The 24,842-nt window shown below is 48.6% G+C and carries 19 protein-coding genes; 11 read left to right on the plus strand and 8 right to left on the minus strand.

What is annotated here, in order from left to right; genetic code table 11:
* The first annotated feature begins 313 nt into the window (after nucleotides 1-313).
* Nucleotides 314-1,750: a DegQ family serine endoprotease gene (locus MJ768_RS12755; protein WP_239292270.1), complete on the plus strand. Its 1,437-nt coding sequence runs from the start codon at nucleotides 314-316 to the stop codon at nucleotides 1,748-1,750.
* Between the two features lie 132 nt (nucleotides 1,751-1,882).
* On the opposite strand, the gene MJ768_RS15505 is transcribed toward MJ768_RS12755, so the two are convergent.
* The 8 genes from MJ768_RS15505 to gatC all read right to left on the minus strand — a co-directional run bounded on the left by MJ768_RS15505 (nucleotide 1,883) and on the right by gatC (nucleotide 10,160).
* Nucleotides 1,883-2,146: a GtrA family protein gene (locus MJ768_RS15505; RefSeq protein WP_445083002.1), complete on the minus strand. Its 264-nt coding sequence runs from the start codon at nucleotides 2,144-2,146 to the stop codon at nucleotides 1,883-1,885.
* Between the two features lie 154 nt (nucleotides 2,147-2,300).
* On the minus strand, nucleotides 2,301-3,746 hold the full coding sequence (locus MJ768_RS12760) for an IS1380 family transposase (protein ID WP_239292272.1): 1,446 nt from the start codon (nucleotides 3,744-3,746) through the stop codon (nucleotides 2,301-2,303).
* 65 nt (nucleotides 3,747-3,811) lie between these two features.
* On the minus strand, nucleotides 3,812-3,997 hold the full coding sequence (locus MJ768_RS12765; protein ID WP_239292274.1) for a hypothetical protein: 186 nt from the start codon (nucleotides 3,995-3,997) through the stop codon (nucleotides 3,812-3,814).
* A gap of 9 nt (nucleotides 3,998-4,006) precedes the next feature.
* On the minus strand, nucleotides 4,007-4,753 hold the full coding sequence (locus tag MJ768_RS12770) for a glycosyltransferase family 2 protein (protein WP_239292276.1): 747 nt from the start codon (nucleotides 4,751-4,753) through the stop codon (nucleotides 4,007-4,009).
* Nucleotides 4,743-6,500, minus strand: coding sequence for a glycosyltransferase family 39 protein (locus MJ768_RS12775; protein WP_239292278.1), 1,758 nt, complete (start codon nucleotides 6,498-6,500; stop codon nucleotides 4,743-4,745). The genes MJ768_RS12770 and MJ768_RS12775 overlap by 11 nt, the downstream gene beginning before the upstream one ends.
* A 433-nt stretch (nucleotides 6,501-6,933) precedes the next feature.
* Complete coding sequence (gene gatB / locus MJ768_RS12780; protein WP_239292280.1) at nucleotides 6,934-8,382, minus strand: Asp-tRNA(Asn)/Glu-tRNA(Gln) amidotransferase subunit GatB; 1,449 nt, start codon at nucleotides 8,380-8,382, stop codon at nucleotides 6,934-6,936.
* A gap of 11 nt (nucleotides 8,383-8,393) precedes the next feature.
* On the minus strand, nucleotides 8,394-9,854 hold the full coding sequence (gene gatA, locus MJ768_RS12785; RefSeq protein ID WP_239292281.1) for an Asp-tRNA(Asn)/Glu-tRNA(Gln) amidotransferase subunit GatA: 1,461 nt from the start codon (nucleotides 9,852-9,854) through the stop codon (nucleotides 8,394-8,396).
* A gap of 18 nt (nucleotides 9,855-9,872) precedes the next feature.
* Nucleotides 9,873-10,160, minus strand: a complete 288-nt coding sequence (gene gatC / locus MJ768_RS12790; protein WP_239292282.1) for an Asp-tRNA(Asn)/Glu-tRNA(Gln) amidotransferase subunit GatC — start codon at nucleotides 10,158-10,160, stop codon at nucleotides 9,873-9,875.
* A 113-nt stretch (nucleotides 10,161-10,273) separates the two neighbouring features.
* Between gatC and MJ768_RS12795 the strand changes: the two genes are divergently transcribed.
* The 10 genes from MJ768_RS12795 to MJ768_RS12840 all read left to right on the plus strand — a co-directional run bounded on the left by MJ768_RS12795 (nucleotide 10,274) and on the right by MJ768_RS12840 (nucleotide 24,483).
* Complete coding sequence (locus MJ768_RS12795) at nucleotides 10,274-11,317, plus strand: rod shape-determining protein (protein ID WP_239292283.1); 1,044 nt, start codon at nucleotides 10,274-10,276, stop codon at nucleotides 11,315-11,317.
* A gap of 148 nt (nucleotides 11,318-11,465) precedes the next feature.
* Nucleotides 11,466-12,377, plus strand: coding sequence for a rod shape-determining protein MreC (gene mreC / locus MJ768_RS12800; protein WP_239292284.1), 912 nt, complete (start codon nucleotides 11,466-11,468; stop codon nucleotides 12,375-12,377).
* Nucleotides 12,374-12,892: a rod shape-determining protein MreD gene (gene mreD, locus MJ768_RS12805; protein WP_239292285.1), complete on the plus strand. Its 519-nt coding sequence runs from the start codon at nucleotides 12,374-12,376 to the stop codon at nucleotides 12,890-12,892. Before mreC ends, mreD begins: the two co-directional genes overlap by 4 nt.
* Nucleotides 12,889-14,790: a penicillin-binding protein 2 gene (mrdA, locus tag MJ768_RS12810; protein ID WP_239292286.1), complete on the plus strand. Its 1,902-nt coding sequence runs from the start codon at nucleotides 12,889-12,891 to the stop codon at nucleotides 14,788-14,790. Before mreD ends, mrdA begins: the two co-directional genes overlap by 4 nt.
* Nucleotides 14,783-15,880 (plus strand): rod shape-determining protein RodA, encoded by a 1,098-nt coding sequence (gene rodA, locus MJ768_RS12815; RefSeq protein WP_239292287.1) that lies wholly within the window; start codon nucleotides 14,783-14,785, stop codon nucleotides 15,878-15,880. The genes mrdA and rodA overlap by 8 nt, the downstream gene beginning before the upstream one ends.
* 293 nt (nucleotides 15,881-16,173) lie before the next feature.
* Nucleotides 16,174-19,371, plus strand: a complete 3,198-nt coding sequence (locus tag MJ768_RS12820; protein WP_239292288.1) for an efflux RND transporter permease subunit — start codon at nucleotides 16,174-16,176, stop codon at nucleotides 19,369-19,371.
* Entirely contained in the window at nucleotides 19,364-20,593 is a 1,230-nt protein-coding gene (locus tag MJ768_RS12825) for an efflux RND transporter periplasmic adaptor subunit (RefSeq protein ID WP_239292289.1), read from the plus strand. The genes MJ768_RS12820 and MJ768_RS12825 overlap by 8 nt, the downstream gene beginning before the upstream one ends.
* Before the next feature lie 41 nt (nucleotides 20,594-20,634).
* The gene (locus MJ768_RS12830; RefSeq protein WP_239292291.1) at nucleotides 20,635-22,020 is read left to right on the plus strand and encodes an efflux transporter outer membrane subunit; all 1,386 of its coding nucleotides are present in this window, start codon (nucleotides 20,635-20,637) and stop codon (nucleotides 22,018-22,020) included.
* A 510-nt stretch (nucleotides 22,021-22,530) separates the two neighbouring features.
* Nucleotides 22,531-23,514: a septal ring lytic transglycosylase RlpA family protein gene (locus tag MJ768_RS12835; RefSeq protein WP_239292293.1), complete on the plus strand. Its 984-nt coding sequence runs from the start codon at nucleotides 22,531-22,533 to the stop codon at nucleotides 23,512-23,514.
* A gap of 159 nt (nucleotides 23,515-23,673) precedes the next feature.
* Nucleotides 23,674-24,483: a TOBE domain-containing protein gene (locus MJ768_RS12840; RefSeq protein ID WP_239292295.1), complete on the plus strand. Its 810-nt coding sequence runs from the start codon at nucleotides 23,674-23,676 to the stop codon at nucleotides 24,481-24,483.
* Nucleotides 24,484-24,842 lie beyond the last annotated feature (359 nt).

Raw genomic sequence — 24,842 nt, forward strand, 5'->3', positions numbered from 1 at the left:
TGCAGGACATGCACATTATAACGAGTGGCATTGAAAGTCAAACATTTGGATGTTGCATATGAGTAATGCAAAGGGGTTGAAATTTTAATTTTTTGCTCATATATTTTTACTGCGGATTCTTACTACAGTCCGTTTGAGCCATTATTTTTTTGTTAAATATAAATATACCGTGTTCATACACCTCCAGCTTTTTCTGTTTTTTGACAATCGTGTGAAAGCTGAGGCGTTATGTTCATTTTTCTAACAGGAGTCATAAATGAAATCGAGGAAATTTTCTGAATATATTAAACCTGCCACCACAGCTGGCATCATTATGGTCGTGCTGGCTATTGGTCATAAGACCTATTTCAATCGGTTCTACTTTCCTATCTCGAATGCCCAGGCTGCTTCTACCGAAATAGCAGCAGTGCAGCAGTCTGCCCGTAAGACAGCCCATGGCTTATATGATTTTTCCGAAATTGCCGCTCAGCAAGGACCAGCCGTGGTGAATATCAGTATCTCGGCTAAGATTAAATCCAGGTTTTCTGGTTTTTCGCAGATGAATCCGAGCGATCCATTTTATGAATTTTTCAGACGATTCAAAATTCCCGTGCCTCAAGGAGGAATTCCGGCTCATGATATGGGTTCTGGTTTTATTATTAGTCCGGATGGGGTGATTCTTACCAATGCACATGTAGTAGCGAACGCGGACGAAGTAACAGTAAAGCTTATCGACAAACGTGAGTTCAAGGCCAAGATATTAGGTCTTGATAAGCCTTCCGACGTTGCGGTATTGAAAATTGAGGCTCAAAACTTGCCCACAGTAAAGATTGGTGATTCCCGGCATGCTCGGGTAGGAGAGTGGGTAATAGCGATAGGCTCGCCCTACGGTCTTGAAAACAGCGTGACTGCAGGAATAATTTCGGCAAAATCCCGCTCCTTGTCCAAGGAAGGGCATGTGCCATTTCTGCAGACTGACGTTGCAGTAAACCCGGGAAATTCGGGCGGACCACTATTTAATATGGATGGAGAGGTGATCGGGATTAACTCTCAGATTTACAGCCATAGCGGCGGCTATCAAGGGCTTTCTTTCGCTATTCCAATAGATGTCGCAATGAACATAGAACGGCAGCTACGTGAGCATGGCAAGGTAAGTCGTGGCCGCCTTGGTATCGTGATTCAGGAGCTGAATCAGCAATTAGCTGATTCTTTCGGTCTGGATAAGCCCTCTGGAGCGTTGGTGAATTCGGTAGAAAAAGGTAGTGCGGCAGAGAAAGCGGGAATCGAGCCGGGTGATATTATTCTTAAGTTCAACGGCAAAGACATTGTCCACTCCGCAGAGTTACCAGCTTTGGTGGCTGATGTGGCCCCCGGGTCACTAGCAAAGATTGAGGTTTGGCATTCAGGCAAACTTAAAATAGTATCTCTGAATGTGGGAGAAATGAAAACTGCTGAGGCCAAAAATAAGGTTGGCAAACAGGGCAGTAATAAACCGGGATTGGCAGTTCGCGCCCTAACCGCAGATGAGCGAAGAAAGATTGAGATAACGGGAGGGCTTCTAGTAGAGAGCGTAGATGACGACGGACCTGTTTCTAGGGCGGGAATCCAGCCTGACGATGTAATTCTTTCCATAAACGGGGAAAAGATTGCCAGCGTTGAGCAGTTTCATTCTTTAGCTGCCAAACACAGCAAGCATATGGCATGGTTGATTTTGCGGGGAGATCAAAAGATATTTGTGCCAATCAACCTTGATTCAATTAACAAGGAATAGTTTTTTTATCGCAACTGCGAAGGGGAATGTGTCCATAATTCTCCTTCGCAGTTTTTAATTGTGGTGATCATCATGTGATTAAAGATGAGCTAATATTTTGTAGCTATACTTTAATACCAATTTTTGCCTGCGCTAGCGAAATACCCATAATTTACTGCCAATATAAGTAAAAAACGTTAAAGCCACTGTTGTTACAATTTGCGCCCTCCACACTGATAAACCAGAGGTCATCAAGGTGCCAAGCAACAGACTGTTTGCCACCATCTGAATAAACAATGCCAGGACAAAGCGAAACATCGCTTTTCTAACACCTGATGTCGGTGAAAAAACGTGAAAATATGATAAAAGAAAGCGGGTGATGGCTCCCGCGCAGAAACCGAGCGTACTAGCCTGAATATTGCATAAACTTTCCGCAGAGCATTTGCCTCGGTCTTGATGAGATTTTTTTGATTTTCAGTCGACACTCCCCCAACCCCCACTGGCAGGGTGAAGCGTGAAGTAGTTATAAAAAAGGGTGGGCGGCATCGTCTCGTGAGCCAAACGTGCCGGGTCATGGGGAAGCCAGCATGGTGCGCACCCTGCTGTTGGGTGGGTAGAGCCGCTTACAGACCGTCGCCAGCATCGCTTTGACCGGGCATGCCGTGGGCAGGTGCAGCAGCACCCGGTCTTTGTACTGTTTGACGCGCACGGCGATCTTGAACAGCGAGAGGATGACTGTCTTGGGCTGAGCGGTAGCCAGCGCGGTGCCTTGCAGACCCAGTTGGCGCAATTGCTGGTGCAACACATATGCCGCCGCCGCAAACAGCAGACGACCAAAGTTGGCGATGAAAGACTGAGCCGAAGTCCGGTCGGCTTTCAGATCGCACTTCACTTGCTTGATCCAGCCCTCCGCTTGCCCGCGCGCACAATATTCCTGCTGGTAGAGTGTGCGGGGTGATGGGCCGCGCATCGATGTCACCACGAAGCGCTCGTTGTCCTTGTCTGGCGCGCCAAAGCTACCCGGTAGGACTTCGGCCTTGAGCACCACGCGGAAGGCTTGCGGCCAAGACTTGGCCGCATACTCGAACTCACCGAACAGGCGCACTGCGGCGACGGCTGGCCCCAAGCCCTGAGCGGCCAGTGACCTGTGCAGGGCGAGATGTCCGCGCGCATTCCTCATCAGGCCCTCGGCGCGGCGCGACAGGACGGCGTTGCCGCCCAGGCCGAAGATGAAATCGGCATTGCCATCGGCAACGATCAACTCCATCAACTCGGGGTTGGCGAAGTGACCGTCGCCGCGCAGCACGATATGGGTCTGCGGCCAGTGCTGCCGCAACAAGCCCAGTACGCGCTTCATGATCATGGCGTTCTCGGCCCCGGTCGGGCGCTTGCCCGGACGCAGCACGGCGGTCACCAAGGCACCCTTGCCCGCTTTGAACACCAGCAAGGGCAGGTAGCAATAATGGCCGTAGTGGGCGTTATAAAAAGACAGCGGCTGTTGCCCGTAGGTGGCATCGTCTGTGTGATCAAGATCGAGTGTGATGCTGGCCGGGGCGCAACTGTAACCGGCGATGAACTGGAGAACCAAGGCACGGGCCATGCGGTAAATATCCCGGCTATTTAACGCACCTTCGAGCCGGGAGTGTGTCGCACCACAAGCCAGCAGGTTGTCGGTATCCAGCGGTGCTCTGTCCGCTGCCAGCTTGAACAGCGGGTCGCCGCGTAAGGTGTTCGCATCATTGCCGTCCTCATAACCCGAGGCGATCTGGAATACGCGCTGTGTCAGCAAATCGCGCAGGGGGTGGGTGATGTAACGAGTGTCACGGGAATCGGCAATGGCAGCCGTCAGGCGATCAATCAGGCCGATACGACGATCCACGGCACCAAGCACCAAGGCCCCCAAGTCAGAGGATATCTCCCCGCCCGTGAAGTCGCCGCGAATCGTGTAGCCCGCAGCAGGCGGAAATCGGAGTTGTTCTGGGGTAAAATCGGCAGCAGGGCGGGTACATGTAGGCATTTTTTACGAATCGGTGTCTAGATAACTCCAATTATATCAAATGCTTGTCGTGTTATTCGCCCTATTTATGCAAAATTCAGGCTAGCAAGCAGCCCTGTCATTCCAAGTCGGATCAACACAAACATTACGAAGTAGTGAGCTGCAGTTGCGATAAATCCCGCTATGACGTGTAAATAAAAACCATAGACCCAGAAAGGCATCTTGCCGGAAAGAAACGCCACTACCGATTTTTTCGAAGAAGCGTCTGGCATAGAGTTGTTTCAATCTGGCTTGCGGAATAAAACGTGACGATAAATTCCGAAGCGGGCTAAAAAACCTAGAGCAGATGTACCGAGAACGCCAAAACCATATCGAACCGAGCGAGAAAAATTAATTGAACTTGCTTCAGCGAAATATTTCGTAGGTACAGAGATTTCGCCGACAGCGAAATTATTGACAATTGCTTGGGCCAATAGCTCATTATCAAACACGAAATCATCAGAATTCTGTTGCCATGGTAAGGATTGCAATAATTTTAACGAATATGCACGATATCCTGTGTGGTACTCGGAGAGTTTTGCGCCTAAAAGCAGATTTTCAACTGCAGTAAGCACGCGATTAGCAATATATTTCCATGCGGGCATCCCTCCCTTGAGTGCACCACCACCAAGAATCCGAGAACCAATCACCATGTCATACACGCCTGACTCGATCATCGCTGCCATCGCGGTGACCAAGCGCGGTTCATATTGATAATCAGGATGCACCATTACAATAATATCTGCCCCATTCTTAATGGCCTCGGAATAGCAGGTTTTCTGATTGGCGCCATAACCTAGGTTGGATGCATGTAGCTTAAGTGGAATCCCCAGCTTCTGCGCAATCGAAATCGTATCATCATCGCTTGCATCATCTACTACCAAGATATGATCAACAATATCATGAGGGAGTCTGCGCCATGTGATTTCAAGCGTTTTACCTGCTCGAAACGCAGGCATAACCACCATTATTTTTTTGTTATTTAACATAGCCCTGCATCTTTGAAGTTGCATCAAAAGAAAAGATGATAATTTTATCATCTTCATACTGTGGCAATCCAAATCGGATGCGTAGGGCTGCTTCACAATTCAAGGTATCTTCACCTACCATATGTTGGGTGTTATTACCCTCCGTTACCATATATGGCTTCTGGTAAGCAATTAGGTCTATCTTGTGTGTAGCAAGACTTGCCTGATCACTCAGGAAAACAGCATTTTTAAACTTGAAACGCTCAATATTTGGAATCTCTCCCAAGCGCCAATCCACACATAGCCCAGTGAGATAAGCGGGAATTATAGTTTGTCCGCTAATGAGCTCCCAGCGTGGAGCATCCCAGTTGTAGCTCTCAAAATAAAAAGGTGCAACCGCAATATGCAAACTATCACGAGGCAGGGCAGCCAATTGCGACCAATAGGAAGAGAGAGGGATATCTTTAATGGATCTGTTCAGAATCAAGTTGTGGTCAGGACGAAAGTCAAAGTAATAAACTGGGTGCGTTAGATTGGTATTGGGGTGTCGTAACATATTAGCCAAAGGCGATTGAAGAGCAAGAAACAGTGGGGGCATGAAAAGGATCGCAGTCCCTATAACCTTACGCATTGGCCATATTTTTTGCTCAAGAGCGTCAGCAAGCCGGACAGAACCAGCGGCCACAAAAAGTAGGAGCAAGGGGATTGCTTGTAATAGATAACGTCCGAAAGTGACTGAGTGATAAACCCATGTTGGTTTTGTCACCAAAATTATCACCAGCGTTAATACCAATCCGAGCAATGCACTACGAATGACCATCATTTCACGCCAAAGTCTTGGCACTCCAATTACCGATAGCACGAGGAAGATCAAGATTGTCATACTCGATGGAGTGCCAAACCATACATACCATACGCCTACAATTGTCTGAAAGTTGGGGCCAATAACACCACTTTTCCCCCCAATTGCTGAAAAATTCGCCATGAGAGGAGGTAATATAAATAGCAACATGCCGATTGCTGTTGGCAACCCAAGCATCAATATCCGGCGAAAGCGGAATTGACGTTCAGAGGCTGGAGCTCGGAGTATTGCAATCCCTTCATAAAGAAATGGGGCAACAACAAACGGCCCTACAATCAAATGCATCCATGTTGCAAGTACAGCCGTTACTCCATATAAGGAGCCAAAAAAAAGCTGATGGGAGGTTTTGCCGAAGTAACGACAAAAAGCAAAATGCGCAACATAGCCAAGCAAAAGAGTAATAGAGTAAGGGCGCGCGGTTTGGCTATAAACAACCAGCATTGGCGATATAGCCAGCATCGAGGCAAACAAAATCGCTTCTCGCTGCCCGACTGTTCGCCAAACGTACCATGGTAACAACACTAACGTTGCAAGCCCGCACAACATCATTGGCCATCGCATACCCAGTTCGCTCAGGCCAATACACGATGCTTCCATCCAATAGAGCAAAGTCAAGGGAATGCTATGGTCGGCGTACCCAAACGACATTAGGATGTCACGAGGGCTATGTAATATTAGTTGATGTATTGCATGCCACTCGTCATCATTTAATGTTTGGACAAGAAACTGGTCAAGTCGTATCCAGACACCCAGAAATAGCACAACGACATAAAGAAATAGCGGGATACGAGCGAAAAAATGTTTATGCATCTTTTGGCTCTTCAACGAAATTTTATTCCCGGGATATCTCATTATCAGCATTCGCAAGTTATTTACTTCGTTGTCATCAATGCTGACAAAAATCACTCCGTCATCCCGCAACATGTTGCGTGAGAGAAAGAGAAGGGGTATTTAATATAGAGTCACTTGGAAGGTTAAGCTTGGCGGCTGCAATCGAGTTAGAAAGTCTGTCAAATGTTTCTCCGCCACCTTTAACCTAGATTGACCATTAGAGCAGCACATCATTGAAAAACAAGGGGAATTTCTAATTGATACCATTAGAAACCCCGTTGATTTTATTGGATTCGTGCTTCCAATGAACAATCCGGGTTTAATGCTCAGAGTTAGAGCATGGAGTCTTCAGGAGCGTGGCTGAACTGATCACCGCCATCGAGGAATACATAACCGTGCATAACAAGAATCCGAAGCCATTTGTCTAAAACGCCAAGGCAAATGATATTCTTTAAAAAGTCATCCGCGCCAACCGCCGCTTAAGTTCCACGAAGAACGAAGTACTACACTAACCCGCCAGTTTGCGCTTTAGAATTTCATTCATCTGTGCAGGGTTGGCTTTGCCTTTGCTGGCCTTCATTGCGAGGCCGACAAAAAAGCCAAACACTTTCTCCTTACCGCAGCGATATTCGGCGACTTGCACTGGGTTGGCGGTGATAATCTCGTCTACCATTGCCTCCATTGCGCCGACATCGGACATCTGTTTTAACCCTTTTGTTTCGATAATGGTATCGGGGTTGCCGCCATTACTCCAGAGTATCTTGAAAACTTCCTTGGCGGCAAAGTTGGAAATGGTTCCATCTGCAATACGTTTAAGCATACCGCCTAGCTGCTGGGGTGAGATCGGACATTGTGTAATATCGCGATCTTCACGGTTAAGTGAGGCGCTTACATCACCCATCAGCCAGTTGGCGCACAGCTTGGCTTCCTTGGGGGCTTCGTTTAGTGTCGCTTCGAAGAAATCCGCCATTTCTCGTGATGAGGTCAAAGTGTCGGCGTCGTAGACAGATAGGCCGAGATCGGCAATATAGCGTGCTTGCTTGGATAGTGGCAACTCGGGGAGCGTGCCGCGCACCTGCTCGATCCACTCATTATCAATCGCTAGCGGCAGCAGATCAGGATCCGGGAAATAACGGTAATCGTTCGCGTCTTCCTTGCTGCGCATGGCGCGGGTTTCACCCTTGTCGGAATCGAACAATACTGTCGCTTGATGGATAGTTCCGCCGTTTTCCAGTGTATCTATCTGCCACTGTGCTTCATATTCGATAGCCTGTTGCAGAAAGCGGAACGAGTTAAGGTTTTTGATCTCGCGGCGTGTGCCTAATTCGGCCCCCGGGCGACGCACGGAGACATTGGCATCGCAGCGGAACGACCCTTCCTGCATGTTGCCATCGCAGATGCCGATCCAGCGCACCAGGGTGTGCAGCATTTTGGCATAGGACACGGCCTCGGCGGCGGAGCGCATGTCCGGTTCCGAGACTATTTCCAGCAGAGGTGTTCCAGCGCGGTTAAGATCGATTCCTGTCATGCCATGAAAATCTTCGTGCAACGATTTTCCTGCATCTTCTTCAAGATGTGCACGGGTCAGGCGCACCACTTTTTTATACGTTTGCCCTGTGGTCGTTGTAGGGACCTGAATAGTCAACGAGCCTTGGCCAATTATTGGTAAATCAAACTGACTGATTTGGTACCCCTTGGGCAGGTCAGGATAGAAATAATTTTTACGTGAAAACACAGAGCGCTGCGCAATATGCGCCCCAACCGCAAGGCCAAACCTGATGGCGCGTTCAACTGCGCCACGGTTCAGCACCGGTAATACGCCAGGCAGCGCCAGATCTACCGCGCAGGCTTGGGTGTTGGGTTCTGCGCCAAATGCGGTCGAAGCGCCAGAAAAAATCTTGCTGCTGGTCGAGAGTTGAGCATGCACTTCCAGTCCGATAACGATTTCCCATTGCATGGTGCGGTTCCTTACACCTCGATATGTTGCGGAGTGCGGGTGTGCCAATCGGTCACCTGCTGATATTGATGTGCCACGTTTAGCATGCGCGCCTCGTCGAAATAATTGCCAATAATTTGCAAGCCAACGGGCAAGCCATTGCCGCCGAAACCTGCCGGGATAGACATGCCGGGCAGGCCTGCGAGATTCACAGCGATGGTATAGATGTCGGAAAGGTACATCTGCACCGGGTCATCGTTTTTCTCGCCCAGATTGAAGGCGGTGGTGGGAGTGGTTGGCCCCATGATGACGTCACATTGCTTGAATGCTTCGACAAAATCCTGCGCGATCAGGCGGCGAATTTTCTGTGCCTGCAAATAATAGGCGTCGTAGTAACCGTGCGATAGCACATAAGTGCCGATCATAATGCGCCGCTTCACTTCTTCACCGAAACCCTGCGCGCGGGATTTTTCATACATGTCCGCAAGATTGGTATATTCCGGCGCGCGGTAGCCGTAACGCACACCGTCGTATCGCGACAGATTGCTGGAAGCTTCCGCCGGAGCCAGCACGTAATACACTGGGATGGACAGGCGCGAGTTGGGCAGGTTGATGTCTACCACGCTGGCACCTAGTTTTTTATATTCGGCAATGGACGCTTCGATCGCTTGGGCGACATCTGCGCTCAAACCTGCGGCGAAGAATTCTTTGGGCAGACCGATGCGCAGACCATTTAGCGGCTTATTTAAATCTCGTGCGTAATCTTCGGTTTCACGTTGCAGGCTAGTGGAATCACGTTCGTCGAAGCCGGCCATTACATTCAACAGCAGCGCCAAATCTTCTGCGCTGTGCGCCATTGGCCCGGCTTGATCCAGACTGGAGGCAAAGGCGATCATGCCGTAGCGGGAGACTACGCCGTAAGTTGGTTTCAGGCCTGAGATGCCACATAGTGCGGCTGGTTGGCGGATAGAGCCGCCAGTGTCAGTGCCGGTGGCTGCTGCACATAAGTGGGCCGACACCGCTGCTGCACTACCGCCGGAGCTGCCGCCGGGTACGGCGTTGTGGCCCCAGGGGTTTTTTACAGTGCCAAAGTAAGAAGTTTCATTGCTGGAACCCATGGCGAACTCGTCCATGTTGGTCTTGCCCAGATTTACCGCGCCGACGCGGTTGAATTGCTCAATCACATGCGCATCGTAGGGAGCAATAAAATTAGACAGCATTTTCGAGCCGCAGGTGGTGCGCCAACCCATTGCACAGAATATATCTTTCTGGGCGATGGGAATGCCAGTGAGAGCGTGGGTTTCGGATTGCGCCAACTGGGCATCGGCTGCGCGTGCCTGTACCAAGCTCATCTCCTCATTTACCGTAATGTAGGCATTGAGTTTTGAGTTGAGTGCGGCAATGCGGTGGAGATACAGTTGCGTTAACTCAACGCTGGAAATTTTCTTGCTGCGCAATGCTGCGCCTAGCTGTAGCAAACTGGAATTAAGCATGGTCTTGGAACTGGATAGTTATTCGATGACTTGTGGTACTAGATACAATCCTTTTTTAATTTGTGGGGCTGCAGCCTGAAATAGCTCGCGTTGATTGTGTTCCGTGACCACATCCTCACGCAAGCGTTGGGTTATGTCCTGAGCGTGCGACATCGGTGCAATCCCATTAGTATCGACTGCCTGCATTTCGGCGATCAAGCTAAAGATAGTCAAAAGCTGGGCGTGCGCTGTTTGCGCTTCCTGCTCGGTCACTCCTAGCCGGGCCAGCCGGGCGACCTTATAGACATCATTAATACTGAGCGACATAGGTTGAATTCTTTATCTTTATTAAAAGTAGCTTAATAGGTTATCATTAAACAATGTTGCCAGACTAATTTTTTACGATATCGGGCGCATTTTTTTCTATTCCGGGATTCATCATGTTTGGATTTTTTGACAGCTATTTTGCTAATGATTTAGCGATAGATTTGGGCACTGCTAACACCCTGATCTGGGCACGCGGCAAAGGCATTGTGCTGGATGAACCTTCGGTGGTGGCAATTCGCCATGGGAGCGGCCCAAACGACAAGAAGGTGATTCAGCAGGTTGGGCTGGCAGCCAAGCAGATGCTTGGGCGCACGCCGGGCAATATTACTGTCATACGCCCGATGAGGGACGGCGTAATTGCTGATTTTACCGTCACCGAACAAATGCTCAAACAATTCATCAAGAGAGTGCATAAGTCTGGCATTTTCAGCCCTAGCCCGCGCATCGTGATTTGCGTGCCGTGCGGCTCCACTCAAGTGGAGCGGCGCGCTATCCGCGAATCCGCTTATGGTGCGGGGGCGCGCCGAGTGGAGTTGATTGAAGAGCCTATGGCAGCAGCAATAGGCGCTGATCTGCCAGTGGAAGAGCCAAACGGCTCGATGGTGGTGGACATCGGCGGTGGTACTACTGAAGTAGGTGTGATTTCGCTTGGCGGCGCGGTGTATTCCGGTTCCATACGCGTCGGTGGCGACAAGTTCGACGAGGCTATTATTAATTACATCCGCCGCAACTATGGCATGTTGATTGGCGAAACCACCGCGGAACAGATCAAGAAAGAAATCGGTTCGGCATTTCCTGGCAGTGAAGTGCGTGAAATGGAGGTGATGGGACGTAATCTAGCGGAAGGTGTGCCGCGTAGCTTTACCATTTCCAGTAATGAAATACTGGAGGCCCTCACTGATCCACTCAATAATATTGTCAGCGCGGTGAAGATCGCGCTAGAGCAGACCCCCCCAGAGCTGGGCTCGGATATTGCCAGAAAGGGTATGGTTCTGACTGGCGGCGGCGCATTGCTGCGTGATATCGACCGCTTATTGATGGAAGAGACTGGCTTACCCGTGTTGATTGCGGATGACCCGCTTACCTGCGTGGTGCGCGGTTCCGGCAAAGCTCTTGACCGGATGGATAAATACAGTGGAATTTTCACCAGCGATTAAGCATCATATTTAACAGTGTGTGGATAATTTTAAATTAATACAGTCCAGTAATTTCCTTCTCTTCCGACTTTACTTCCGTAAACGGAAGAGAGTAGCGTTGGTGTTGTAACTGAGAATTGTAAGCAGAAATGGCTGTTGAAATGCCCTAATGGAACAAAACCAGCCCCTTCGCTTCTTCAATCGAGGCCCCTCTCCTGCCGTCCGGCTGATATTTTTCGCGCTGCTCTCGTTGCTGCTATTGTTTGTGGATGTACGATATCGATATCTGGAATCCATACGTAGCGGCCTTTCAGTCTTGGTATACCCTTTGCAACGGTTAGTCACGGCACCAAGTAATTTATGGTATGAGGTTGATGCTTTTTTTGTCTCCCATAACAGCTTGATTCGCGACAACGCTGAATTACGCAATCAACACGCTTTAGATGCCGCGCAGTTGCTACAGCTAGAGGTACTGAAAGCGGAGAATCAGCACTTGCGTAACCTTCTTATGGTGCAGCAGCGTGCCGATTATCCAATGCAGCTAGCCGAAATCATGTATGTCGAACGCGACATATTTAATCGCAAAATATTATTGGACAAGGGCACGCAGGCCAATGTGCTGGCCGGACAGATAGTGATGGATGATAGCGGTATCGTCGGCCAGGTTACACGCGTTTATCCTTGGATGAGCGAGGTCACGTTAATTACTGATAAGGATCACGCGGTGCCGGTACAGGTGCTGCGCAATGGCTTGCGCGCAGTGGTGTTCGGTTCTGGTGACACTGGTGAGCTGGCGCTGCGCTATATGCCCATTAGTTCTGATATTCAGAATGGCGATGTGTTGGTGACTTCCGGCATTGATGGCACTTATCCGCCCGGTCTGCCGGTGGCCAAGGTAATCCGCGTTGAGCGTGATCCTGCCTATCCTTTTGCGCGCATTCTATGTGCCCCGATTGCGGGGGTGGATAAGCAGCGCCAACTGTTGATCTTGTCCGTGTTGCTGAAGTTACCGGAGCGCCCGGAGGTGGTTGTGGAAGCCGCGACCGGCAAGCCTAAAAATGGCAGACGGGGGAACCGGTGAGAGATCACATTCAGAAAGACCAGGAATTCCAGTTGCCCGTCAGCCGTTCTTTTATCGCAGCTAGCCTGCTTGTTGCGCTGATGCTCGATTGGTTGCCATGGCAAGGTGTCTGGCTTGTGTTCCGTCCAGATTTTGTCGCGCTGGTAGTACTCTACTGGTGCACGCACAAACCGTATCACGTCGGCATAAGCATTGCGTGGACGGTAGGCATACTTGCCGATGTTGCTGATGCAAGTCTCTTTGGGCAGCATGCACTGGCATACTCGGTATTGGCTTTCAGCGGCATCGTGTTGCATCGCCGGGTGCTGATGTTCAATTTGCGCCAGCAGACCCTGCAAATCTTCCCGTTGTTATTGCTTGCATATGCGATTTATGCCGCAGTGCATTGGCAGCTGCGCGGCAATATTTCATGGGAATACTTTATCGGCAGTGTAGTGACGGCCTTGCTGTGGGCACCATTGACCATATTGTTGCAGGCCTTGCGTCGTCCCCGTGCTGCATCTGATCAGTTATGAAGCGTCACATCGAGTTTAAAGACACTCAACGAGAAATACATAATTTTCGGCTGCGTCTGGGGCTAAGTTTAGGGTTTGTGCTGCTTCTGCTGTTAATACTGCTGGCGCGTTTTGTTTATTTGCAGGTAATACAACAGAGTCACTACCAAACTCTCGCGGAGAATAACCGCATTTCCATCGTGCCCATTGCGCCTAGTCGCGGCCTGATACTTGACCGCAATGGCGTGGTTCTGGCTCATAATTATTCTGCTTACACTTTAGAGATAACATTAAACAAGGTGATCGATCTGAAAGCGACGATTGATGAGCTTGCAAAGATAGTTGACATTCAGCCCGGAGATCGCAAGCGCTTTAAGAGACTGCTGGCCGATAACCGTAAATTTGAGAGCCTGCCAATACGCAACCGTCTAACTGATAATGAGGTGGCGCGCTTTTCTGCGCAGCGCTATCGCTTTCCCGGCGTGGAAATTAAGGCGCGCTTGTTCCGTGAATATCCATACCACGAGCAGATTTCTCATTTGGTCGGTTACATCGGTCGTATTAATGAGAGTGAAATTGCGCAGCTCGAGGAGGATGAAATGGCTGCTAATTATCGTGGCTCTGATTACATCGGCAAGACTGGCATCGAGCAGAAGTACGAGGGCGAATTGCATGGTAAAACCGGCTTCCAGCAAGTGGAAGTCGATGCAGGTGGGCGCGAGGTGCGAGTGCTGTCGCGCACCCCACCAGTCTCGGGCAACAACTTGGTATTAACGATAGATGCTAAGTTGCAGGGAATTGCCGAACAGGCGTTCGGTAATTATCGAGGTGCGTTAGTGGCTATAGACCCAAGCAATGGGGAGGTATTGGCCTTTGTCAGCAAGCCGGGCTACGATCCTAACCTGTTCATTGATGGTATTGATGAACAGAGCTGGAATGAGCTGAATAACTCGCCCGATGTGCCACTAAACAATCGTGCATTGCGTGGCCAATATTCACCAGGCTCCACCATCAAGCCGTTCATGGCATTGGCTGGGCTGCATTACAACAAGCGCGCACCCGGTCACACTATTAGTGACCCAGGTTACTTCAGCCTGCCTGGTAGTCGTCACCAATACCGTGATTGGAAAAAAGGTGGGCACGGCAGCGTTGACTTGTTTAAATCTATCGTAGTGTCTTGCGATACTTATTATTATGGATTGGCCACCGAATTGGGCATAGACAACATATTTAGCTTTTTTTCGGAGTTTGGATTCGGTAAGAAAACCGGCATTGATTTGGAAGGTGAGGTTTCCGGCTTGATGCCGTCACAGGAGTGGAAGCAGAAACGTCACAAACAAAAATGGTATGCAGGCGACACGGTTTCGGTTGGTATCGGTCAAGGCTACAATCTGGTTACCCCGCTGCAATTGGCTTACGCCACAGCGATATTGGCCAACGATGGGATAGCCTATCGCCCGCATTTGTTGAAGGAGGTGCAAAGTTCGCGCACTAGCGAAAAAAGCACCTTGAAGACGAATCTGGAATTTAATCTCAAACTCAATGCGGAGCATCTCGCGCTGGTGAAAAGCGCTATGGTGGCGGTGACGCAACCTGGAGGAACGGCTGCAATGGCGGGCGCAGGTGCACCCTATGCTTTTGCCGGTAAAACCGGCACGGCGCAGGTAATAGGCATGAAGCAGGGTGAGAAATACATCGAGAGCAAAATTCAGGAACGGTATCGCGACCACGCTTGGTTCATGGCCTTTGCACCTTCCGATCAGCCCAAGATCGCGCTGGCAGTGCTTGTCGAGAACGGCGGACATGGCAGCTCCACCGCTGCGCCGATTGCGCGTAAGGTGTTGGACTACTTCATTCTGGGTAAGGTCCCTCAGCCCTTGCTGACAGTGGATGAAGCAGAAGGGGTAGAAAATGACTAGACGACGTCTGTGGCAACGCTTCGTCGCGCATCTTGACCCCGTTCTGCTGGCTTCGCTTGGACTGCTTCTGTTGGTTAGTTTGGTGGTGCTATATAGCGCCAGCGGCGGCAATTGGTTCCGAGTGCTGGCGCAGATGACGAATATACTGGTGGCGTGCGCCGCACTATGGATTGTGGCCAACATGCCGCTTCATTATCTGATGCGGGCCGCCGTGCCAGTCTATCTGCTAGGTATGGTGCTGCTGATTGCCGTGGCGTTCTTTGGTGAAATCGCACACGGGGCACGGCGCTGGCTAAACGTCGGGGTGACGACCATTCAGCCTTCCGAGCTAATGAGGATAGCCGTGCCGTTGATGATGGCTTGGTATTTTGAAAAGCACGAAGCCATGTTGACCTTAAAAAATTATTTCGTCGCAACCTTGCTGTTGTTGCTGCCGGTGGCATTAATTGCACGCCAGCCAGATTTGGGTACAGCCATTCTGATCGCCGCTAGCGGATTTTATGTGCTATTTCTTGCCGGTATATCCTGGCGTGTCATGCTGTCCTTCTTGGTAATTTTAATGGCAAGTATGCCATTTGCGTGGTCCACGCTGCACGACTATCAGCGCCACCGCATTATGATGTTGCTTGATCCGGCGCAGGATGCGCTGGGCAGGGGCTATCATACTATCCAAGCCATTATTGCGGTGGGTTCCGGCGGGATATTTGGCAAGGGGTATCTCAATGGCACTCAGACCCACCTCGACTTTCTGCCGGAGCGCACCACTGACTTTATTTTTGCTGTGTACTCGGAAGAATTTGGCCTGATCGGTAATCTTATACTGTTAAGTTTGTACCTGTTCGTCATTGCACGTGGATTCGTTATTACCGCCAATGCTTCAACTTACTTCACACGTCTTATGGCCGGTAGCATTACACTCACTTTTTTCACCTATGCCTTCGTCAACATGGGCATGGTGAGCGGCATTCTGCCAGTTGTGGGCGTACCGTTACCGCTCATTAGCTACGGCGGCACGTCTATGGTCACATTACTGCTTGGTTTTGGCATGCTTATGAGTATTCATACCCATAAAAAGTTGGTCCAAACTTGATGAACCACGTTTGTAGTTAAAGCATAGTGAACTCATGGTTTGATTGGTTTTGTACCCGATCATTTATCAGAAATAACGGCTTTCTCGGTTGTGAAAACTTGAACTATATTATTTAATAAGAATTGTTTTTTTTGTGAAATTTTTCAGAAATAATGAGAATTATTTGTATTTGTCGATAGCAGTGTCATCATTTTATAACAATGAGTATTTAATATGATGAAACTGCCAAGTGGTGGTGACCTGAGCAAAGGGATGAAGATAAAAATGTTGAAATACTACGTTTCTATAGCGCTATGATTGAACTTGTCAAGATTGCTCTGCAGAGACCGTACACTTTTATTGTGTTAGCGCTGCTAATCATCTTGTTCGGCCCACTAGCGGTGCTGAAATCCCCTACCGATATTTTCCCCGATATCAAAATCCCCGTGATTGGCGCAGTATGGTCTTATACGGGGTTGCCGCCGGACGATATGGCCGGACGCGTGATATATAGGTATGAACGGGCGCTTAGCTCGACTGTAAATGACATCGATCATATTGAGTCCCAATCGTTACCTGGCTACGGCATCGTCAAAATATTTTTTCAGCCAAATGTCGATATTAGAACGGCTACGGCTCAGGTTACGTCTATCTCGCAAACAGTTTTAAAGCAGATGCCTCCCGGCATATCGCCGCCGCTAATTTTGAATTACAACGCGTCAACGGTACCGATTCTACAACTGGCACTATCAAGTCCATCAGTACCTGAGCAAAAATTATACGATTTGGCCCAGAATTTTATTCGGCCACAGCTGGCATCGGTTCCCGGCACGACTATTCCCTCTCCTTATGGCGGCAAATCTCGGCAAATTCAAATTGATTTGAACCAAAAGGCGATGCAGGCGAAGCGGATATCCGCCCAGGATGTGCAAAATGCGCTGGCATCGCAGACTCAAATGATTCCAGTTGGGACACAGAAAATCGGTAACTATGAATACAGTATCAGATTAAATAATAGCCCGGATGCAATTGAAGAACTTAACAATTTCCCCATCAAGGTTGTTGGCGATAGTGTAATAACTTTCCGGGATATTGCGAGTGTTCGAGATGGAAACCCGCCGCAGATCAATGTAGTGCGTGTGGATGGTGAACGTGCCGTACTGATGACCATTTTAAAAAATGGTGCTGCCTCGACATTGGATATTGTGGCAAAAGTGCGGCAACTATTGCCAAAGCTGTCTGAGAGTATCCCGTCAGCGGTACGGCTTGATGGCGTTGGAGATCAATCCGTGTTTGTAAAAGCAGCAATTGCAAGTGTAGCGGAAGAAGGGGTGATTGCCGCAGCGTTGACCAGTTTGATGATTTTGCTTTTTCTGGGGAGTTGGCGTTCTACTGTAATTATTGCTATTTCGATCCCGCTTGCAATCTTGAGCTCTATTGTAGGGCTATCAATTGTAGGAGAAACACTTAATATTATGACACTGGGTGGGCTGGCATTGGCGGTTGGGATATTGGTGGATGATGCGACGGTCACTATTGAGAACATTAACTGGCATCTGGAACACGGAAAAGATGTAAAAAGCGCCATCATGGATGGCGCTCACCAAATTGTAACGCCAGCTTTTGTCTCCCTGTTATGTATTTGTATTGTGTTTGTTCCAATGTTTTTCCTGGAAGGGGTGGCACATTACTTGTTTGTTCCCATGGCGGAAGCGGTTATGTTTGCGATGATCGCCTCATTTTTGTTATCCAGGACTTTGGTTCCAACATTGGCGATGTATTTACTGAAACCTCATGCATTGGGAATAGGTCATTCTTTTCATGTTAATCAGGCAGGGACGCACTCTAAAAATCCTCTTGTTAGATTTCAAGAGTGGTTTAATCGCGGATTTAATGAAGTTCGGGACAAATACTATGGGATTCTGGTCGCATTTATGTCCCATAGAAATAAATTCATCGCGGGATTTTTATTTGCGGTGGGCATTTCCTTCGCCTTGATTCCGTGGTTAGGGCGAGATTTTTTCCCCTTGGTGGATGCAGGACAAATAAAAATCCATGTCCGTGCGCCCGTTGGAACAAGGGTTGAAGAAACGGCAAGGTTGTTTGATCGGATTGAAGCAGATATTCGCCGGGCTATTCCGGCAAATGAGCTGGTAAGCGTTATCGATAATATTGGCCTTACCGTAAGCGGGATTAACCTTGTGTACAACAATACGGGAACGATAGGCCCGCAAGACGGGGATATTCTGATAGCCCTGCACAAGGGACATGCGCCGACCGATAGTTATGTGCGCCGCTTACGTGAATTTCTGCCGCAGCAGTATCCGGGATCGACATTTTCTTTCTTGCCCGCGGATATCATTAGTCAAATCTTGAATTTTGGTGCGCCAGCGCCAATTGACGTCCAAGTTATGGGTCCGAATAGTGAGCAAAATCTTATATATGCACAAATCCTTCAGCGTGATATCGCCAAAATTTCTGGAGTCGCAGATCTAAGAATTCAGCAAGCTTATAACTATCCTCAGTTTTTAGTCGATGTGGATCGCATTCGGGCAAAGAAAGTGGGCATTACCGAACGTGATGTCACAAACAGTCTGGTCGTTACCTTGGCCGGTAGCGGGCAGGTGTCCCCGTCATATTGGCTAAATAAATCGAACGGTGTTGCATACTCAATCGTAGCCCAAACCCCGAACTATAGAATTCAAAATTTATCGGATCTTGAAAACATACCGGTTGTGGGGAGCGAGGGACGCGACCCCCAAATTTTGGGAGGGCTCGCGACTATTACCCGAACCAAAACGGCGGCGGTGGCGTCGCATTATGCGGTGCAACCAGTTATCGATATTTATGCGACACCCGACAGGAGAGATTTGGGCGCAATTGCAAGTGATATTGAGAAGGTGCTGCAAGCCCACGAAAAAGAACGGCCAAAAGGCGCAACGATTACGCTCCGTGGGCAGGTGAAAACCATGAATACAGCATTTAGCGGGTTATTGTTTGGTCTGCTAGGGGCAATCGTTTTGATTTATTTGTTGATTGTAGTGAATTTTCAATCCTGGAGTGATCCATTTATCATCGTTGCCGCTCTGCCAGCTGCATTGGCGGGAATAGTATGGATGTTGTTTGCAACTCATACTACCCTATCTGTTCCGGCATTAACCGGTGCGATTATGTGCATGGGTGTGGCCACCGCCAACAGTATTCTGGTCGTGAGTTTTGCTCGCGAACGATTAGCACATACCGGTGATCCAATCAGAGCGGGACTGGAAGCGGGATTTGGCAGGTTTCGTCCGGTATTAATGACCGCGCTGGCCATGATCATTGGCATGGCACCAATGGCATTGGGGCTGGGAGACGGTGGCGAGCAAAATGCGCCTCTTGGCAGGGCAGTCGTTGGTGGGTTAATTACCGCGACTTGTGCCACCTTGTTTTTTGTTCCAGTTTTATTTGGCATGATTCACGGGCGGCAGCCGCGCATAATCAAAACTGAGGGAGCAGTTGTGCATGGATGATATTCATTCCCCGCTAACGGTTCGGCGACCGGCAAAACACCTGTTAACGATTATTATGGTGATAGCTGCTGTTGCTGTTGGGATCTTTGTGGGTGGATTCAAGCAACGTATGGATGATCAGAAAATTCTTGCAGCTGCGAAGACAGAAGGAGCCCTGATTACCGTTGCGACGGTAGCGCTAGAGGGCCAGAGAGATACTGAAAAATTGATATTGCCTGGCAGCTTGCAAGCTTATTATTCGGCGCCTATTTACGCGCGGGTAAGCGGGTATTTGAAGAGTTGGAAATTGGACATCGGAGATGATGTAAAGGCAGGGCAGGTTCTCGCTGAAATTGAAACACCTGATTTAGATCAGCAGCTAAAACAAGCAGTAGCAAACATGGAGTCCGCCAAGGCAAACGCAAAACTGGCTGAAACGACGGCGCATCGTTGGCGTAATTTATTGAAAACTGATTCAGTCTCTGCCCAGGAAGTGGATGAAAAAAATGGCGATTATGCTGCTAAGAGAGCTTTCGTGGTGGCAGCGCAAGCGAATGTGGATCGTTTGCTTGCTTTGGAAGCATTTAAACGGATCACCGCTCCTTTTGATGGGGTCATAACCAGTCGCCATACAGACATTGGTGCATTAATTAACGCAGGTCACCAGTCGGGAAAAGAATTGTTCATGATTTCAGATGTGCACAAATTAAGACTGTATGTCACGCTTCCGCAGAATTATGCAGCCCGCATTAAACCGGATATGGTAGTTCAGGTTGATGTACCAGAATACCCGGGGAAGCATTTTTCAGCGAAACTCTTGGGGACTTCCGAGTCGGTCAATGAAAGCTCTGGCACGATGTTGATGCAGTTCGAAGTGGAAAATTCGTCCCGTGAATTACTCCCGGGTGAATATGGCAGCGTGACCTTTATATTTCCTGCCAATGAAAAATCTTTACGGATTCCTGCGGGTGCGATTCTGTATAAAAAAGAAGGCCCGTTTATTGCTGTCGTAGCGGGCAACAGACGAGTGATGTTTAAGCGCGTTGAAATTCTTAGTGATTTGGGTACCTCGCTTGAAATTGCAGTGGCACTTAATGTAAATGAGCTAGTAATAAATAATCCTCCCGAGTCACTGATGGAAGGAGATCTGGTTAAATTAAAAATGACTAACAGCGCCGAGCAAAAAACGACGGCTTCATCGATGACTCCTAACGCAGCCTCCAAAACAAAGTCACAACCATGAGTTGCTCGGCTATCGTATATCGATTGTTGTTGCCATTGTCTATGCTACTCATGCACGGCTGCTCATTTGTCACACCCTATCAACCACCAATAGTCGTCCCGGTTAAAGACGCTTGGCGAGATAGTTTATGGAAGGAGGCACAACCTTCCGATGAATTACCAAGAGGATCTTGGTGGCGATTATTTGGTGATAAAACACTGAATGAACTTCAAGAAAAAATGGAGCGAAACAATCCTACCCTTGCAATTGCAGTTGCGCGATTTGATCAATCAACTGCCTATGTCAGGCAATTAGGAGCGGCCCAACTTCCATCGCTTGATGCCGATGCAGGCATCACACGAAACAGGCAATCTGATCATAGACCGCTGAGGAACCCTAATCAGCCTGGATTCTATAACTCAAATACGGTTAGTATGTTGTTAAACTACGAACTGGATCTTTGGGGGCGGATAAGAAATTCTATCGCCGCGGGTCAGGCGACTGCCCAAGCTTCAGCGGCAGACCTTGAAAGTACTCGCTTAAGTTTGCACGCTTTACTTGCCGAATATTACATCAGGTTGCGAAATGTTGACGCGCAATCAAATTTACTTGGTGAAAGTATCCAGGTTTTTGAAAAAAACCTTACTTTTGTAGAAAATCGACATTCTGGAGGCATAGCATCCGGACTTGATGTCGCAAGAGCTGAAACGCAGGTAAATATTGTAAAAGTCGAGCTTTCCGAGTTGAAAATACAGCGTGCAGTATATGAGCATGCTATCGCAAGTGTGGTCGGGGAGTCGGCTACGGCATTTAAGATTCCGCCGGTATCAGATTTAGATTTGATTAAGCCACCTCGAATCCCGGTCGGATTGCCCTCAACGTTATTGCAGCGGCGACCTGACATCGCATCGGCTGAGCGCAAGGCGGAAGCGGCTAATGCCAGAGTGGGCGTTGCCCAAGCTGCTTTTTTTCCAAGTATCTCGCTTAGTGGCAGCTCGATCGGATTCCAGAATACGGGGGGATCTGACTGGCTTACTGCGCCGAATCTTTTTTGGTCCATTGGACCCAGGGTAATTTTCAATATTTTTGATGGGAATTTAAGGCAGTCGCAGGTTGACCAGGCTAAAGCAGTTTTGGATCAGGCGGGACAGGAGTACCGCGCGGTAGTTCTGCAGGCATTTCAACAAGTTGAAGATGAATTGGTACGCCTGAAATACTTGAAGCAGCAAATTATGGAGCAAAATGCGGCTGCAATTTCTGCGCACAAGGCCGAAACGCTTGCCAACTACCGATACAAGAATGGTGCAGTGACCTATCTGGAAGTATCGACCGCGCAAACCGTAGCTTTGCAGGCAGATCGAGGATTGTTAGCGCTCAGAGCCCAATCATTGGTCGCTAGCGTGGGACTCATTCGTGGGTTGGGGGGCGGATGGAGCAAACAAGCGTAATTCAATGGATTGTTCAATAATCCATAAAAAATTAGTTATCAATCGCCATTTTTAATCCACCGGATAAGTGTTGAAACCTTTTAACAGGTTTGACAAACAGGCTAGGCGTCCATCAAGCCATGGGAAACCTAGGATGATGTCCAATGCTTTCGCTGCCGAAAGTAGCCATAGGCATTAACTGCAAGGCTGCCACTTGAAAATGGTGAAACACTTTCCAATCAGGTGGATCCGCCTCTGTGTTCAAGCCGATTTAGACCCGGGGTAATGGTGGCTTGAGCTAAAACCCATTTGCTATTATCGTCATCGCCCTGCTGTCAATCGTTTGCTCCATTCTTTATTTGGCACTCCTGTTTTAAGTTTAACCAAATGTTGGTGCCCTTTTTTTAGCGTGGGTTACGCATCCGCAGTCTGCCGTTGAATAGATTTGGAAAGATTACGCTATACTTCATTTATTCAATATCCTTCATCGAATAAAAATGTATTTAATAATGGAATGATAAATAGGGAGCTATGCAAGTGAATAAACAAACTGGACTGATACTGTTTGCAGCAATCATTCTTACGGCATGTAGCGGCGTACCTACGCGCAAGGAGGACACACGCAGCACACCGGCTCCCGTAATCGAATCGCACGTTGTTCTGCCCCCCTCGGTTGTGCAACCAAAACGTGGCGGTTATTTGGAAGGCGACAGCCCTGGTGTCGATGTGCCCATCAATTTGGCCGCCATCCCGGATGCTGTCCCGCGCGTTGAACCTTTGCACCGTTTTGCGAACACCCAATATTCCGCTTTAGGAAAGACATACACGCCTTTAATTTCGCCGGGTAAATTCAAGGAGCGAGGTGTTGCTTCCTGGTATGGAAAAAAATTCCATGGTAAGCGCACCGCAAGCGGAGAAATATATGATATGTATGGCATGACAGCCGCTCATCCTATATTACCTGTACCCAGTTACGCGCGCGTAACGAATCTTGCGAACAAAAAATCGGTAGTGGTTCGTATCAATGACCGCGGTCCATTTTTGCGTGAGCGCATTATTGATCTTTCATATGCCGCCGCGTACAAACTTGGCATTGTAAATGATGGCAGTGCCGAAGTTGTGGTGGAGGTGGAGAGCCTTGCGGCAGACAATTATGTCCAGCCTCTAGGGGTAACGGATTCAGTGGTGATGACTCCCTTAAAATCGACAACGGATTCGGTGGTGGTTACCCCATTAAAGTCTACAACAGCACCATCAGCTTCAGGCGAAGCGGCGGCGAGTGGAAATGTGTATCTGCAATTGGGTGCCTTCCGCTCACAGCAGGGTGCTGAAAGCTTTCTTTCGCGCATGAGCGTTGAATTTGAGGGAAGCGGCAAACGAGTCGAGTTGTATCAGAAAGAGGATGACATGGTGCGCGTGCATGTTGGCCCCTATTCAACACAGGATGAGGCGCGCGCTACCGCAGAAAAATTGGAGCCGCGCCTGGGATTCAAGCCTTTGGTGAAACTGCATTAATTGAAGAGTCCAAATTTTATTTGGGGGCATTACTCTTTAGTCAGTAATTGAGCGTGAATTTTTGATTCTGAATGCTTAAACTCGTGCGGGTACCAAAAATGTATTTTATGGTACCCCTGTCAAGTATGTTTCGACCTTTAATCTAGTGTAATTATTTCGATGACAGTGCCACCCAAAATTCATGTTGGGAACTTCAGTACATCCTTGTCGCTCGATTTTGATGGCGGTAAGGTTTCCGCACGAAGACTGGAGTTACTGGTTGCGATAAGTCGGGAAAATTCGATAAATGGAGCCGCAAAGGCTGTCGGGATGACCTATAAGGGAGCCTGGGAAGCGGTTGAGGGCATGAACAATCTTGCTGGGGTATCGCTGGTAACGGCTTGGCAAGGAGGCCGTGGCGGTGGCAGGGCAGAGCTAACCGAGGTGGGACAGCGTTTGGTAGATGAACTGGGACGCATCGCGGCATTACAGGCCCAATTTTTCGCGGCACTCGATAAAGAGGTAACGCTGGGAAATAGTTTTCAGCTTCTGAAAAGGATTGGAATAAATACGAGTGCGCGCAATGCCTTCAGGGGAATGGTTGAAAGCGTGCAAAAGGGCGCAGTAAATGCAGAGGTGGTGCTTAGACTGGCCAGTGGTGAAGCTCTGTACGCTATGGTTACCCAGGAAAGCGTCCGCTCACTGGATCTCGTGCCGGGTAAAGCGGTATATGCATTAATCAATGCATCGTGGATTATTCTGACTTTGATGGACGAGAAGATCAAAACATCAGCGCGTAACCGGTTGTGCGGGGTGGTCAATCATATTGAGCAAGGTTCGGTGAATACTGAAGTGCTGCTTGATCTGGGGAATGGCGTTACCCTTGCTGCAATTATTACTAACGAGTCGCACAAAGTGCTCGGGCTTGCTGTTGGTGGTCGTGCATGTGCTTTGATCAAGGCGTCCCACATTATTATCGGGGTAGACTAACGAAATAAACACAGCCAATGTGAGTTTTTAACTACCGTTATATATTTTGTATTTGGCATGTTGTGGACGTATAACTAAAATAAATTTTTCAGTCCATTGAATTAATGGCAATGTTCAAGTTTTTTGATTCGTACGCCAAGTTCATGGCGGCATGAAAATAATTTCATTTAAATGCTAGAGAATATTGGTTAGATCAGTATTGCTTGATATGCGTAATATACTGAAGTATATTACGCATATCCCGAAAATAGGATTGGCTACTATAAGAGGGTTTCCTGTCACTATTTCTTAAATAGAAGCAGGAAAAGATGAATAACATAAGGTGGGCGCCCGTCAAGAAAGCTGGATGGGTGTGCCAT

Source organism: Candidatus Nitrotoga sp. 1052 (assembly GCF_927312905.1).
Taxonomy (GTDB): Bacteria; Pseudomonadota; Gammaproteobacteria; order Burkholderiales; family Gallionellaceae; genus Nitrotoga.

Bases quoted from the DNA above. Each gene is read 5' to 3' on its own strand.
- MJ768_RS12770 (WP_239292276.1), bottom strand. From the start codon at position 4,753: ATGTTAAATAACAAAAAAATAATGGTGGTTATGCCTGCGTTTCGAGCA.
- gatC (WP_239292282.1), bottom strand. From the start codon at position 10,160: ATGTCGCTCAGTATTAATGATGTCTATAAGGTCGCCCGGCTGGCCCGG.
- MJ768_RS12825 (WP_239292289.1), top strand. From the start codon at position 19,364: ATGGATGATATTCATTCCCCGCTAACGGTTCGGCGACCGGCAAAACAC.
- MJ768_RS12830 (WP_239292291.1), top strand. From the start codon at position 20,635: ATGCTACTCATGCACGGCTGCTCATTTGTCACACCCTATCAACCACCA.
- MJ768_RS12820 (WP_239292288.1), top strand. From the start codon at position 16,174: ATGATTGAACTTGTCAAGATTGCTCTGCAGAGACCGTACACTTTTATT.
- mreC (WP_239292284.1), top strand. From the start codon at position 11,466: ATGGAACAAAACCAGCCCCTTCGCTTCTTCAATCGAGGCCCCTCTCCT.
- MJ768_RS12760 (WP_239292272.1), bottom strand. From the start codon at position 3,746: ATGCCTACATGTACCCGCCCTGCTGCCGATTTTACCCCAGAACAACTC.
- gatA (WP_239292281.1), bottom strand. From the start codon at position 9,854: ATGCTTAATTCCAGTTTGCTACAGCTAGGCGCAGCATTGCGCAGCAAG.
- MJ768_RS12840 (WP_239292295.1), top strand. From the start codon at position 23,674: ATGACAGTGCCACCCAAAATTCATGTTGGGAACTTCAGTACATCCTTG.
- gatB (WP_239292280.1), bottom strand. From the start codon at position 8,382: ATGCAATGGGAAATCGTTATCGGACTGGAAGTGCATGCTCAACTCTCG.
- rodA (WP_239292287.1), top strand. From the start codon at position 14,783: ATGACTAGACGACGTCTGTGGCAACGCTTCGTCGCGCATCTTGACCCC.
- MJ768_RS12765 (WP_239292274.1), bottom strand. From the start codon at position 3,997: ATGCCAGACGCTTCTTCGAAAAAATCGGTAGTGGCGTTTCTTTCCGGC.
- MJ768_RS12795 (WP_239292283.1), top strand. From the start codon at position 10,274: ATGTTTGGATTTTTTGACAGCTATTTTGCTAATGATTTAGCGATAGAT.
- MJ768_RS12835 (WP_239292293.1), top strand. From the start codon at position 22,531: ATGCAAGTGAATAAACAAACTGGACTGATACTGTTTGCAGCAATCATT.
- mrdA (WP_239292286.1), top strand. From the start codon at position 12,889: ATGAAGCGTCACATCGAGTTTAAAGACACTCAACGAGAAATACATAAT.
- MJ768_RS12755 (WP_239292270.1), top strand. From the start codon at position 314: ATGGTCGTGCTGGCTATTGGTCATAAGACCTATTTCAATCGGTTCTAC.